This window comes from Acinetobacter sp. N1-1 (genome assembly GCF_056711485.1).
Genome location: NZ_JBWXUO010000021.1, coordinates 1 through 13837, shown reverse-complemented (window position 1 = coordinate 13837; position 13837 = coordinate 1). Strand labels below are relative to the sequence as shown.

The window sequence follows — 13837 nt, the reverse complement described above, 5'->3', positions numbered from 1 at the left end:
TATAGTCCATTATCATTAACTTAACATTGGCTTATAATGAATAAAAATTCATACTTTATAAAAAATAAAACTCTAATAATAAGTAATGAGATATCATTTAGTATACTCCATACTAACCTTGAAAATTACAATGATAACCTATTCACAAAGTTTGATATTTTTTTGCCAGAAAAGATCAAGGATTCTACTAAAAAGAGAAAATCAGATTTTTTTTCTGGTAGATATTGTAGCTTATCTAATCTAAAAAATTTAGAGATATATAATCATAAGATTAATATAGGTGAACATGGGCAACCTATTTGGCCAGTAGGTTTTTTTGGTTCTATTTCTCACTCTAAAGATAGAACTGTATCTTTAGTCGGTAAAAAAAATAAAATAAAATCTGTTGGAATAGATATTGAATATTTAAATAGTAAGAATATTAAAATATTTGAAAGTGGAGTATTAAATTTAGATGAAAAAAAATTAATTTTAAAAAACAATATAATAGATAAATGTATATTTCAGCATATTATATTTTCTGCTAAAGAGAGTTTATTCAAATTATTATATCCAAAAATTAATTTTAGCTTCTACTTTGATGCTATTTCTATTACAGAAATTTATGGTACTAATAATAGTGGAACATTCTTAATTTGTATTAGAAAATCACTTTCAGAAAAAGTAACTATGGGACAGAAATTTTCAGGATTTTATCACTATAGAAATGACTACATTTTTACAGGTATAGTGGATTTCTAAGGATTTTTTGTAAAAAGAGTTAATATCTAAACTAATTTATATAACCCGAATCACGGATAAGAAATCATTTACAAGTCCTGAACTTTAGGTTTAGTTGCAGTACATTAATAAGCAATCAAAGTTGCATAAATATGGGTTCTGTCGCATTAAGGAAAGTTTGCTAAACTGATTAAATTTACAGTCATTCAATGAGCATTATTTCCCAAGCATTTAAACGCCTTCATTATCCAACAGACGTGATTGCACAATGCTTACGCTGGTATCTGAGCTATGCATTGAGCTTAAGAGACCTTGAGGAAATAATGAAAGAGCGTGGGGCTGATATCGATCATTCAACCTTGCATAGATGGGTTATTCGCTTAACTCCTTTACTTGATCAGGCCTTCAAAAAACATAAAAAAGCAGTAGGGACACATTGGCGGATGGATGGAAACTATATCAAGGTTAAAGGACAATGGAGGTATTTGTATCGGGCAGTAAATTCACAAGGGCAAACCATCGACTTCTTGCTGACAGCTAAGCGCAATACCCGTACAGCTTTAAGATTCTTCCATCAAGCCATACGTTACAATGGACACCTATACGGTGACGATTGATCATAGCGTAGCAAATCATGCCGTATTACGTCATCTGAATCGAAATACTGATTCGACGATCAGCCTCCTCAAAATACGGCAAAATAAATACTTAAATAACCGAGAGGAACAAGATCATCGACTCATTAAGAGACGCATTCGACCCATATAGGATTTAAATCATTCAGGTGTGCCAAGATTATTTTATCCGGCATTGAATGGATACACATGCTTCAAAAACTTATTCTTTCGTCACCGCTTTCTTTAACTTTCTCATAAAACATTCCTTTTTTCAAACTAACTAAACTGACTAAATTAAGTAAACTAACTAAACTAAATCATTGAACTTTATTAAAGTTTAGGCCCAATTGAAAAGAAGATGTAAACTTCAGTGCTGCAGTTTTGTAATCACCATTCGAATTTTGAGCTGTTGTCTTTTTCATACTTTTTCTGCGCCGATTTCTCTTTATTTTTAAGCTCAATTTGCGCTACAGCTTTGCTGAGAGTTGTTGTATCAATATCTTGAATTCGTCGTGATAATTGTTCACCGATTCGACCTCGTGTTGGATCTCTTCGAGAAATTCCTGCTTTTGCTTCATCATTTCTACTGAAATCAACAATTGAATTGTCTCTTTGATTTCTTCTGATGTCGTGTATGCTCTCATGTCTTGTATGAAACTTTCTTGCAAAGACTGCTTGAACTTTATTAAAAACTGAGGCAATTCTTTTTCTAAACTGTTCATAAAATCGCTTCTTGAGCTGATTAATGTATTCTCTAAGCTGATACGATGTTCCACTAGTTGTTGATTTTCTGCGTCGAGTGTTTTCTTGATATCGTTGAGACTCGATAATAATTTCATTTGTTCTAAGCTGATATTCTCTTGTTGCTCGATCTGCTCGATCAATGTTTTGTTGTACGTTTTCAGCAATGCGTTTTCGTTCTTCAATAATTCGAGCTGATTCAAGATATATTTGTCGATTTCGCTCATTGTTATCGCCATCTTCTATCTCCTGTGTTTCACCATCTGTTGTAAGTAACTTGACTGGTTCTGCATCTGTACGATTTGCGAGTTCAAAATCCCAGTATTTTGAAGAATTTCGCTTCTTTGCATCTCGATCTGTTTTGTGTTTGCAAAGATTTGATACGCTAAAAATGAACTCATAAGCAGTAGAAATATCAAGAAAACTATTAACCCATAGATCATCCAAATCGATCTTTCTGATAGCAATAATTCCTTGAGTTTTGTCTCCATTTTTTCTTCGGTGATGTGTTTGATCTTCGGTATCGATTGTTCTGCTGCTCCGATCACTATTGAGTAAAATTGATCCTCGATCTTCTGCGTATCGATTTTCAGATCTTGTAATATCATTTGTTTTGCTTGTTTGATTTTGAGATTCAGACTCTCTATGTCCTTTTTGAGTGTAGTGACTGTCGTTGTATCGAGTGTCTTTAGTGTCAAAAGTAAGTTGTTCATTTCTGATTTGATTTCGTTGTTCACTTCGAGAATTTTCGTCGGACTCGCTTTGTTGATTGCGTACATCAATGTCGATATTCGATTCGATACGGTTTCTGCCTGTTCTGTCTGTATGCTTACTCTTGTAATTGTTTGTGTTATATTCTGTTCTTGATGCTCTAGCACGCTCACAAAGTTTTCGAGCGTCTTTTGCATGCTGCTTATTTCCATTTGCAGCTTCTCGAGCATATTCTGCTGATTTGAGATGCTCTCTGTAAGCGTTAATTTCGAATTCGTCATTGTAATAATTGCCTTTTAGTCTGTGTTTTTTTTCATCATTTAATGTCACTGTTAAATAGTTTTTCCCTTCTTTAACTGATTTAATTCCATTGAGCTCTCGCAAACACTTTGCAATATCTGTTCTGTTTTGAACAAAGGTACTCTCTAGTAACACTTTCACGTAGTTATCAATCATTCTGCAAAACTGCGCTTTTTTGAGCAGTTCAAAGGATTCTTGATCCAATATTTTTTTTACTTGTGCGGTAATTTTTTCAACGTGATGCGGTGCTTTGGTTGTTGCTCTAAGAAGGGGATCATCCGGGCGGGACCAGTTGTACTTATAATTAAAATAATCCCGTAGTGGTGCGTAATAGTTTTCATGCCCAGGTGGTGCGATATTTAAGCTCTTTCCTGTTTCAAGTTCGAATCGAGGCACAAGTATATGAATGTGTTTTGAGCCGTCATCTTCTATATGTTGAGTCGCAAATAAATGATATTGATGGGTTTCAAGTCCAGCGAAAGCATGTTTTTCAAATTCATTCAAAACCTCTTGTATCTGTACATCACTTGGATTGTCATCTTTTGCCCAGGCAATCACTGCGCTCGTATATTTCCAAAGATGAGGACTAGAATCACAGATAGAAGTAAATGTAATTGGATCTCCACGTAGTACATCAACGCCAGCTCTAGCTCGATTTAAATGATCAACAGAATCTAGAACATAAGCTGATGCTCTGTTTGCAGCTCCTTTTCCATGTTCTAAGAACTTGATTAACATTAGAGCTCCAAACCTTTTTTTTCTAATTGTGCTTTTCTTTTTTCGATCGCTTTTTCTGAGCGTTGAATTTTGGGCAATCTTGGCAATAAACTTTGAAAATCATTTTGAAAGTTTTTTAAAATGATTTGGCATTGCAAGAAGTCATACTTTGTAAGTTCTGTTACCGAATCCTTTTTTATAATATTTAATGCACGCGCAACTTGATTAATGTTATTACCGATTCTGCTTAATTCGAGCAGTAATTTCGGATCTATATTTTGATAGCGTTTAACAATTTGAATCTCTGTTTTTTTAATATGTTTTGGTTTAAGAACAAAACTGTTTTTAAGTTCTTTCAATGTCGGAACATAAAAAGAACTACGCTGGATTTCTGACTGAATCGCTTTTCGTAAAAAATCAGTTAAAGACTGATTTCTCATTTTTAAAATTACGTCGATTTGCTCAAGCTCAAATTGATTAAATCTGTACTTTTTTATAATGTTCCTGACCTGCTTTTGCTTTTGATATTGCTGTTTCTGAGTAGCTATTTCATTCTTCATTTTCGCTCCAGCTTTTGCTTTTCCGGGTCTTAGGGGTGGAACCCCTAACAAGCTCCTGAATACCAAAATATCGAAGATTTTTGGGGGCACAGGTATGCTTGCTCACTTAACAACCTAAGTAAAAGAGTATTGAATAATGATTTGAATTGAAAATTTTTTAGAAAAAAATCAAGAAATAGGTTTACTTTTTTTAAATAGAAAAAATCGCTTTAAAGTGAAATTAATCAGCTTTCAATAACTGTTAATTTGATCCTAGACAAAAAAGTGGACAAAGATTCCCTCTAAAGCTAACGTAAAATTAACCTTGGAGATGAACAAATGGCTAGACGCTTTAGTCAGGAATTTAAAAGCACTGTTATGCGTTCTAAGCAATTTTAAATAATTAATAATGGATGAAAATATATGTGAAAAGATCGGTCGTGAGCTTATAATCGCACTTAAACGATAGGTTTTTTGATCCCAACTCATTACCAGATGAGTAATTGCTAAGTCTTTGAAGGATCCAAGGTTTCGACTCTATTAGCGCTAAACGGGCTAATATCTGATTTGGCGGCACTGTCCCACTTAAATGACGATTTTCCCCGTTAGCCAACGCGTAATTGATTTTCTACTTACATTTAATTTTGCAGCAATTTGCGTATTATTCATTCCTTCTATATGTAGTTTTAGTGCCATTTGTCTTGAATCCGCATAATTTAATGAACGAGCTTTTCCACCTTTTGAATTTGAACCTTGTGTATTACCTATTTTTGCTCTATTCGCTTGTTTCTCGCTAAATTTAGCCTGAAACTCAGCACTATGATGATTTCGCCAAACCCACTTTGCGACACTAGCTGCTGTTGCTTTAACTTCTGAATGCGGTAGTGGCTGTAAAAACGTATGATTTACGCTCTGAGCGGTATTAAGAACTTTGCTATGCCAGCTCTTATAACCCATGTCGATACTTCCTCCTATTTCTTTATATGCCCAAAAGCGAACACTATCGAACATGGCACAGTTACGTCCAAGCCCAGATATTTCATTTTTAGTCATCTTCTTAGGTTGGTAATCTAAGTCGACATAATCAGCAAGTTCATCTAATTCAAAAGGTCGAGGATTGAGTAAAGTAACTTCCCAGTTTTTACGATCAATTGGATTTTTTGTGAGTAAGCCAGCATACTCTAAATCTGCACCAAGTTTATTTGCATAGCTATGCTCAATAGCGGCGAGATAGGCTAACGGCTTTAATCGCGCATTTTCAGTTTTACAAACGGGAATTTTTAGCTCATAACAGATATGGCAATGGCCATTTTCTTTATTTTTAGCAATCCATGTGGGTACTGGAAGTTGAGCATCCGAAAAATGTAAATATGCATCCGGCATATCAATATCAAAAATCAAATATCTGACGATATGCGGTGGATTAACTTGAATGAGTGGAAATTTAATTGCATGATGTTTTGAACGAATAAAGGTTGCTGTACCTTTACCGTAGCTACAGTATGGCTTGGGTGCGAGGTTTTTATAAAAAACTTCTAAAAATTGTATATTATTCATAATCTGCAACTTCACAGTAGTTGCAAATACATAAAACATCATTAAAATAGCAAGTCTCTAGTTTGTATTTTTCAGATGTTTACGTATCTGTGAAACAAAGTAAAAAAAGCAGATTTTTAATCTGTTTTTTTTACACCTAAAAATTGAATTAAAAAACTTAGCATACTTTAAACTCAATTAGAAGTAGATATTTTTCAATGACTTAATTAACTCATAAATTAAACTTGTTCAAATATAGTACTTCCTTCAAATAAAGCTAAGTATAATCAAGTAAATTAAAGCATCTGTAGCACTTGGAGAGCACTATAAATAGCGAATCTGAAATTAGTAAACAAAAATCATTTGTTTGTTAATTAACCAAATGATTTTTATGTAAAAGCTTTAGAAGTACTAAAGTGAGAAAATTTCTTATAGTAAATAATGAAAAATAAGTTTTGATGATCATAGTCATTTGTAGTACTTACACGCATTGAGAAACTTTGGGAAACTGTGAACTTATATCAACGAAAAAATGACCGTGAGTTCAAGTTTAGTTATTGCACTACCTAAAGGAATTAGTACAAAATAAAAAGTTAAGCTTACTGATGATTTATTACTGAACTTTCAGATCACTATAAACTTTCTTACACCTGATCCATTCATATTCATGCTGAAACTTGGCAACCTAATTGCACTTCATGTATAGCGAAGAGATGATGACAAAATTGATCATACCCAGAACAATTTTTTAAACGTCATAATCCTAAGAATCCCTAAAAAGTTGGTACTAAGAAACTGACTGCAAATGTATTAGGAGTTGATAATGGACAGCTTAAGTTATACCGAAAAATAATTATATGAATTAATCGTATACGTGCAGAAAATTGCTATTAACTTGATAAACCATATTACGAGGCTAAATTTGCTAAATGGCAGCAACTGAAAAGAAATTAAAAATTAAGAACGTAAAAAATATATGAACAAGAGAAGGACTATAATATATCTTAAAACGGTACTTATTCTTACTTAAGTACCGCTAATAGGAGTGAAAAATGGCTAATATTGAGGTACTAGACGAGTAAAATGATTTCTAATTTCAGAAAAACTAGCTTCAGGGTATTCCTCTAGATAGTTTCTAATCCAAAAAAATACAGCTTCATGACCATTAAAAGAAGGATTAACGTCTAAATAAAATGCCAAACGAGCAGTTTGTTGAATATAGAACTCTTGAATCAACTCTAAACCAAGTTTTTTTACTTTTGGTGATATAAATAATTTGGGTGATGTAAAATAATTCATAACAAACCTCCTAAGGGTATAGATACCTGATAGAGATAATTAAAACACATAAAAATATGTGTTAAGCACAATTTATTGTGTGCTTATTGTAAATATTATGCTTATGCTATAATTCTCTTTTATTTGTTGCTGAACTTAAATCTCATGCCTTACGAAGAATTCCAAAGACTGATCGGTAAAGCAGGTCTATCAATTAAAGAATTTGCTGAATTATTAGGAATGAGACCAAACTCTATTACTAACTATAATAAAGTTGGTTATGTACCATCTCACTTGGCTGTGATTATATCTCTGATTTCAACAATGAAAGAGGATGGTTTTGATTTTTATCCAATTTTTAAAAAGGTTCAGGAATACGAAAAGACTCGTATAGAAAGTCAATCTGAATAGAGATTGAGTGTAAAAAATGGAAGCAGTTCAATTGCTCCCATTTTTATGGATTATTTTTTTGATCCTAGACAAAAAAGTGGACAAAAAGTCTCTCTAAAGCTAACGTAAAATTAACTTTGGAGATGAACAAATGGCTAGACGCTTTAATCAGGAATTTAAACAGCAAGCAATCAATTATGCACTTGCGAACGCACATGAACCATTAGCAACAATTGCAGGTAAACTCGGTGTTGGTTACTCCACTTTAGACAAGTGGATTCGCGTGGCCAATCCTCAAGGCTCAAGGAAACGAGAGCTTTCCCCTGAACAATAGCGAATACGGGATTTAGAAAAAGAAGTCAAACAGCTCAGAGAGGCCAATGACATCCTAAAAAAAGTACATGTGTACTTTCTGACAGATCAAGCCAAGAAAAGTACACGGTAATTAACAAGATGAGAATACAGGGCATTACTCTAGCGACTGCTTGTCAGTGTTTAGCTGTTAGCCCTTCAGGTTATTATGCTTGGCGTAAAAGAGCACATGGGTTAAAGCAAGACTATGATAATCTGAGATCAACCTATTGGCAGCACCATGCACGTTTAGGAGCCCCATCTCTTGTCCATGATATGCATGATTTAGGCTACAGTATGAGTGAGCGTACTTTGGGTCGGATGTTAAGCAAATTAAGATTACGTAGTAAAGTCGCCCGTAAATACAAGCATACAACGGATTCAAATCACCGTTTACCAACAGCACCAAACTTGTTAAATCATCAATTTGCAGTGCCTAAACCAAATAAGGTTTGGACGACTGATATTACGTAAATTCACACAAAGGAAGGTTGGCTGTATTTATGCGTGATGTTGGAATTGTTTAGTCGACGTATCGTGGGTTGGCAAACAAGCACACGAATAGATCATCAATTGGTCTGTGATGCGTTTAACTACGCACTTGCCTGTCAAGGTTATCCTAAAGGTATGATGGTGCACTCTGATCAAGGCAGCCAGTACTGTAGCCGTGATTTTAGAGCCTTACTGCTGACAAATGATGCGGTCCAAAGTATGTCGCGTCGAGGGAACTGTTGGGATAATGCAGTGACTGAAAGTTTCTTCCACACATTAAAGGGGCATGTTGTATATGACAGTGTATTTTCTACAAGAAAAGAGGCCAATTCAGTCTTGTTTGAGTATATTGAAATTTACTACAATCGGATTAGAAGACATTCTGCAAATGGTTGGTTAAGCCCTGAGGTTTTTGAACAAAACTATTTGAACTCTTTAGAGAGATCGAATGTCCACAATTCTGTCTAGGATCATTGTCACTTTATCTTTAGATTATACCCAAGTTAGAAAATTCATCATTTTTATAAAAACTATCGTTAGACTATCATTTATATAAAAAATCATGCAAAATCTTATTTTTATTACTCAACTTAAATATTGAAGTCTAATTGATATGAGTGTCGTAAGAATTTATGTAAGAGCATCTACCAAAGATCAAGATGCAGAAAGAGCACTAGATGATCTGATTAATTTCAGTAAAAGTTACTCATCTAATTATTGTTCATACGTTGAAAACTTTTCAGGAACAAAACTTATTCGTCCAGAGTTAAACAAGTTACTGAGTGAATCTAACAATAGTGATGTTCTCTTAGTTGAAAGTGTAGATCGGTTATCTAGGTTATCCCAAAAAGACTTTGATGTACTTAAACAGCAGATTAAAGCAAAAGGTATTAGACTAGTTGTTGCTGATTTACCAACAACGCATCATTTGTCTCAAGATGGAATTACAGGTGAAATACTTTCAGTAATTAACTCAATGCTAATTGATTTACTTGCAACAATGGCAAGATTGGATAATGAGAAGCGAAAAGAGCGCATTAAGCAGGGTTTACTACGTTCTGGCTATAAACCTCAAGGAAAAGCTCCTAATCGCGCTAAACATGCTCGTATTAAGCAATTACTGGCACTTGATAGTATGACTAAGGAAGAAATTGCAAAAGCAGTAGGCGTAGGAGTGGCAACGGTATATCGGGTAGCAAAAATATGAGTATTTTTGCTACTTTCGCTTAAGTAAGATTTCAATTAAACTATATTTGATGATAAATATATAGGTAAATTTAATGATAAATATATTGCACTCTATTAATGGTACAACAGCAAGTGCAACAGATGTTCGCAAATCATGGACTAAAATTGTTCAAGGTGTAAAAGAAACACATAAGCCTGTTTTTGTATTCACGAACAATGTTCCTGAAGCTGTGGTATTAAGTTATGAGGATTTTCAAACAATGCAAGCTGAACTTGAAATGGCACGTAGGGAAGAGCTTGGTCGTCAAATGGCTGCTGATTTATTAGAAATATCTGTATATGAAAACCAACCATTAAAACAAATGCGAGCAGATGCTTTAGGTGTATTCCATGAGATCAAAGGTAAGTAGTTATGGCTGTAGGAGATATCTACAAAATTTTTGTAGCTTTTGGGAACACTAAAGAAGGTAAAGAACGCTATACAGTAGAAGTAGGTCAGGTAAAGCTGGGGCTTGTTGTATTGGATTCTATTACGAGTAAATATACCAACAAATCAGAGTTCATTAAGAAACAGTACTATCCTATTAAGGATTGGAGACAAGCTGGCTTAAAAGTGCCCTCATATATAGATATTAAAAGTGGTCAAAGCTATGAACTCACAGAGGTAATGAAATATGGGAAATTTACGGGCCAATTAACTTTACGCGATATTCAAGATTTAGCTGAATTTATTAAAAATTACAAACAGCGAGTCATAGGAGGTTAGGTGCTAAGATTGTGTTAGGGTGTGTTGCGAATTACCTAGAATTAAGGTTCTGTCGCATTAAGGAAAGTTTGCTAAACTGATTAAATTTACAGTCACTCAATGAGCACTATTTCCCAAGCATTTAAACGCCTTCATTATCCAACAGACGTGATTGCACAATGCTTACGCTGGTATCTGAGCTATGCATTGAGCTTAAGAGACCTTGAGGAAATAATGAAAGAGCGTGGGGCTGATATCGATCATTCAACCTTGCATAGATGGGTTATTCGCTTAACTCCTTTACTTGATCAGGCCTTCAAAAAACATAAAAAAGCAGTAGGGACACATTGGCGGATGGATGGAAACTATATCAAGGTTAAAGGACAATGGAGGTATTTGTATCGGGCAGTAAATTCACAAGGGCAAACCATCGACTTCTTGCTGACAGCTAAGCGCAATACCCGTACAGCTTTAAGATTCTTCCATCAAGCCATACGTTACAATGGACACCTATACGGTGACGATTGATCATAGCGTAGCAAATCATGCCGTATTACGTCATCTGAATCGAAATACTGATTCGACGATCAGCCTCCTCAAAATACGGCAAAATAAATACTTAAATAACCGAGAGGAACAAGATCATCGACTCATTAAGAGACGCATTCGACCCATATAGGATTTAAATCATTCAGGTGTGCCAAGATTATTTTATCCGGCATTGAATGGATGCACATGCTTCGTAAAGGACAACTCAATACATCCAAAGATGAAATCACATCCATAAGATTATTCTATCTGTTGATGACGTAAAATATCAAAAATAGTCTAATATTCGCTTTTAAATCCTTAATGTGACAGAACCGCTAATACTTCCATTTTTAATTCAGATAATCAGGATTATGTTAATTTTAGGAAAACTAAACTGCACACCAAGTATAAAAATAACAAATAAATGGTAATATTCTAAATAAATAGAAAAAATCTAACGAGAACATAATTATGCATTTTTTTGCAGAGAACGCATACGAGCGTGAATATTATAAAAATTCTTTTAATTTTTCTAAATTACTGGAAAATACAGAAAACATATCAAGATATAAGTCAAATTATTACTACAATCCTAAACATGAATATGTTGTCCTTTGGTATAAACATAAAATACAAACTTATACAAATTCTGATAATTCACTTGTTCATATTGATATAGTCCTTGCTGACTTGACTGCACCTATATATATGAATGCTACAGGAGATAATATATATGACTCTTATATTACTATTTCAATTCCTATTAATTTTTTACATAAAATGCCATTTGGTAGTATTTGGAAAGATGGACAATCAACAGAAAGGTTTTCTATAGAAACGTTTGATATAAATGTTACAGAAAATTATGAGATATATTCTATGATGTCTGCTGAAAAAACAGGAGGGTTTAACTTGGTAAACTATACATACTCATCAGGAGTTTACCATGAGCAAGAAACACAAGACGTATACGGCAGAATTTAAAGCTGAAGCGATCAAAGCAATAGAAGCCAATCAAGGCAATGTATCCCAAACAGCTAGAGAACTCGGCATTTCCATGCAAACCCTTTCGAACTGGAATACAAAGGCAAAGGCAGGGACTTTAGCCGGTACAAAACAGTATTCACCTGATCTAAATGCTTTACTCGAAGAAAATAAAAAACTTAAACAGCAGCTTAAAACAGCCGAAATGGAACGTGAATTTCTAAAAAAGGCAGCAGCGTACTTTGCCAAAGAAAGTCAGTAAGGTACGCCTATATGAAATCGCAAAGACACTTATTTCCTATTATTTTGATGGCTCGCTTACTTCACGTATCAGTTTCATGCTTTTATGATTGGCTAAAACAAGGTGTGAGTAAACAATCAATTCAGCGAAATCAACAAGCAATTTTGGTCAAAATAGCACATGAGGAAACGAAACAGAGCTATGGCTATATTCGTTTAACCAAGCATTTACAGGCTCAGGGCGTAAAAATTAGTGCCTATGCCGTTCGTCAGATAAAAAAGTTAAATCAGCTGTATTGTAAGCGCCACAAGCGTTTCAAAAGAACAACGAACAGTGACCATAACCGAGCGATCTATCCAAATTTGCTTGAACAACAATTCTCAATGATTAAACCAAATCAAGCGTGGTCGAGTGATATTACGTATATATGGACAACTGAAGGCTGGTTGTACTTAGCAGCTGTAAAAGACCTTTACACGAAACAAGTGGTTGGCTACAGCTTAAATGAGCGTATGACAGCCAAGCTTGTTTGTGATGCATTGAATATGGCTATTCGCAATCAAAAACCAACTAAGGACCTCATTGTGCATTCAGACAGAGGCAGCCAATATTGCGGTCATGAATATCGAAACTTACTTGAAAAATGTGGCTTTCAGGGTTCAATGAGCAAGCGTGGCGATTGTTACGATAATGCACCGATTGAAAGCTTCTGGGGCATACTCAAAAACGAATTGGTGCATCATCATAGCTATAAAACGAGGGAAGAAGCCAAAGCGGAGATTACAAAATACATAGAGTTATTTTATAATCAACGAAGAATTCAAAAAGGTTTGGATTTTAAGACACCAAATCAAATGGCAGAGGACTTTTGCAAGTTGGCTGCCTAAAATCTCCCAAGTGAAAGTCTCCTGATAATTCAGCACACATCACTATTTATAAAGCACTAACAACTCAAAAGCTTGCAAAAAACCCTGATTATAACAGTACAATTCATTCTACTCCCTTTGATTTTAAATCATACTTTAATCAAATTTCTGAAAAAGATCGGAATCAATTAATCAACATTAAATATGATAATAAAGATTTCGTAGTACATCCACTTCTATTATTCATTACACTATATGGGTATAGCATGGATATTAAAAGAATTCTTTGCCGATATTCAATTGACGATATTAATAAAAAATTACTTCCACATGACCAGCAAATTATTGACATCGCAAAAGAAAAAAACATATTAAAATTTGTGATTTTACCCAAGGGTCTTACACATAGAGATGCTGTTTTTTTATATCATTATAAGTATGATGAAAAATTAAAAATACTGGTAAGACGTTTAAATGATGTCTGCTGAAAAAACAGGAGGGTTTAACTTGGTAAACTATACATACTCATCAGGAGTTTACCATGAGCAAGAAACACAAGACGTATACGGCAGAATTTAAAGCTGAAGCGATCAAAGCAATAGAAGCCAATCAAGGCAATGTATCCCAAACAGCTAGAGAACTCGGCATTTCCATGCAAACCCTTTCGAACTGGAATACAAAGGCAAAGGCAGGGACTTTGACTAAAAACAGTATTCACCTGATCTAAATGCTTTACTCGAAGAAAATAAAAAACTTAAACAGCAGCTTAAAACAGCCGAAATGGAACGTGAATTTCGAAAAAAGGCAGCAGCGTACTTTGCCAAAGAAAGTCAGTAAGGTACGCCTATATGAAATCGCAAAGACACTTATTTCCTATTATTTTGATGGCT

General features: G+C 34.3%; 12 protein-coding genes and 4 pseudogenes. 12 read left to right on the top strand and 4 right to left on the bottom strand.

Annotated features, from left to right (window positions below):
- Positions 1 to 36: 36 nt before the first annotated feature.
- Together AC1MPL_RS12225 and AC1MPL_RS12220 are read left to right on the top strand one after the other, a co-directional pair.
- Entirely contained in the window at positions 37 to 741 is a 705-nt protein-coding gene (locus AC1MPL_RS12225; RefSeq protein WP_479766301.1) for a 4'-phosphopantetheinyl transferase family protein, read from the top strand.
- Positions 742 to 929: 188 nt separating this feature from the next.
- Positions 930 to 1556: pseudogene (locus AC1MPL_RS12220) on the top strand (IS6 family transposase); the annotation flags it as partial.
- A 168-nt stretch (positions 1557 to 1724) separates the two neighbouring features.
- Here AC1MPL_RS12220 and AC1MPL_RS12215 read toward each other — a convergent pair.
- The 4 genes from AC1MPL_RS12215 to AC1MPL_RS12200 form a co-directional block, all read right to left on the bottom strand.
- Complete coding sequence (locus AC1MPL_RS12215; RefSeq protein WP_479766300.1) at positions 1725 to 3827, bottom strand: hypothetical protein; 2103 nt, start codon at positions 3825 to 3827, stop codon at positions 1725 to 1727.
- The gene (mobC, locus tag AC1MPL_RS12210) at positions 3827 to 4417 is read right to left on the bottom strand and encodes a plasmid mobilization relaxosome protein MobC (protein ID WP_479766299.1); all 591 of its coding nucleotides are present in this window, start codon (positions 4415 to 4417) and stop codon (positions 3827 to 3829) included. Before mobC ends, AC1MPL_RS12215 begins: the two co-directional genes overlap by 1 nt.
- Positions 4418 to 4930: 513 nt before the next feature.
- On the bottom strand, positions 4931 to 5902 hold the full coding sequence (locus AC1MPL_RS12205) for a replication initiation protein (RefSeq protein ID WP_479766298.1): 972 nt from the start codon (positions 5900 to 5902) through the stop codon (positions 4931 to 4933).
- A 1035-nt stretch (positions 5903 to 6937) separates the two neighbouring features.
- Positions 6938 to 7180, bottom strand: a complete 243-nt coding sequence (locus AC1MPL_RS12200; protein ID WP_479766297.1) for a hypothetical protein — start codon at positions 7178 to 7180, stop codon at positions 6938 to 6940.
- A 144-nt stretch (positions 7181 to 7324) separates the two neighbouring features.
- Between AC1MPL_RS12200 and AC1MPL_RS12195 the strand changes: the two genes are divergently transcribed.
- The 10 genes and pseudogenes from AC1MPL_RS12195 to AC1MPL_RS12150 form a co-directional block, all read left to right on the top strand.
- Positions 7325 to 7570: a helix-turn-helix domain-containing protein gene (locus tag AC1MPL_RS12195; RefSeq protein ID WP_479766296.1), complete on the top strand. Its 246-nt coding sequence runs from the start codon at positions 7325 to 7327 to the stop codon at positions 7568 to 7570.
- 130 nt (positions 7571 to 7700) lie between these two features.
- A pseudogene (locus tag AC1MPL_RS12190) lies at positions 7701 to 8860 on the top strand (IS3 family transposase).
- A 145-nt stretch (positions 8861 to 9005) separates the two neighbouring features.
- Positions 9006 to 9599: a recombinase family protein gene (locus AC1MPL_RS12185; protein ID WP_479766295.1), complete on the top strand. Its 594-nt coding sequence runs from the start codon at positions 9006 to 9008 to the stop codon at positions 9597 to 9599.
- Between the two features lie 73 nt (positions 9600 to 9672).
- A complete protein-coding gene (locus AC1MPL_RS12180) occupies positions 9673 to 9990 on the top strand; it encodes a type II toxin-antitoxin system Phd/YefM family antitoxin (RefSeq protein WP_479766294.1) in 318 nt (105 codons plus the stop codon).
- A 2-nt stretch (positions 9991 to 9992) separates the two neighbouring features.
- On the top strand, positions 9993 to 10346 hold the full coding sequence (locus AC1MPL_RS12175; protein WP_479766293.1) for a hypothetical protein: 354 nt from the start codon (positions 9993 to 9995) through the stop codon (positions 10344 to 10346).
- Positions 10347 to 10445: 99 nt separating this feature from the next.
- A pseudogene (locus AC1MPL_RS12170) lies at positions 10446 to 11138 on the top strand (IS6 family transposase).
- 189 nt (positions 11139 to 11327) lie between these two features.
- Positions 11328 to 11840 (top strand): hypothetical protein, encoded by a 513-nt coding sequence (locus AC1MPL_RS12165; protein ID WP_479766292.1) that lies wholly within the window; start codon positions 11328 to 11330, stop codon positions 11838 to 11840.
- Positions 11803 to 12968, top strand: a protein-coding gene (locus tag AC1MPL_RS12160) for an IS3 family transposase (protein ID WP_479764079.1) whose coding sequence is annotated in 2 segments (ribosomal slippage) — positions 11803 to 12061 and positions 12061 to 12968 — 1167 coding nt in all. Because the reading frame shifts where the segments join, the coding sequence is not laid out codon by codon here. The genes AC1MPL_RS12165 and AC1MPL_RS12160 overlap by 38 nt, the downstream gene beginning before the upstream one ends.
- A gap of 245 nt (positions 12969 to 13213) precedes the next feature.
- Positions 13214 to 13435, top strand: coding sequence for a hypothetical protein (locus tag AC1MPL_RS12155; RefSeq protein ID WP_479766291.1), 222 nt, complete (start codon positions 13214 to 13216; stop codon positions 13433 to 13435).
- Between the two features lie 53 nt (positions 13436 to 13488).
- Positions 13489 to 13837 (top strand): annotated as a pseudogene (locus AC1MPL_RS12150) (transposase); the annotation flags it as partial.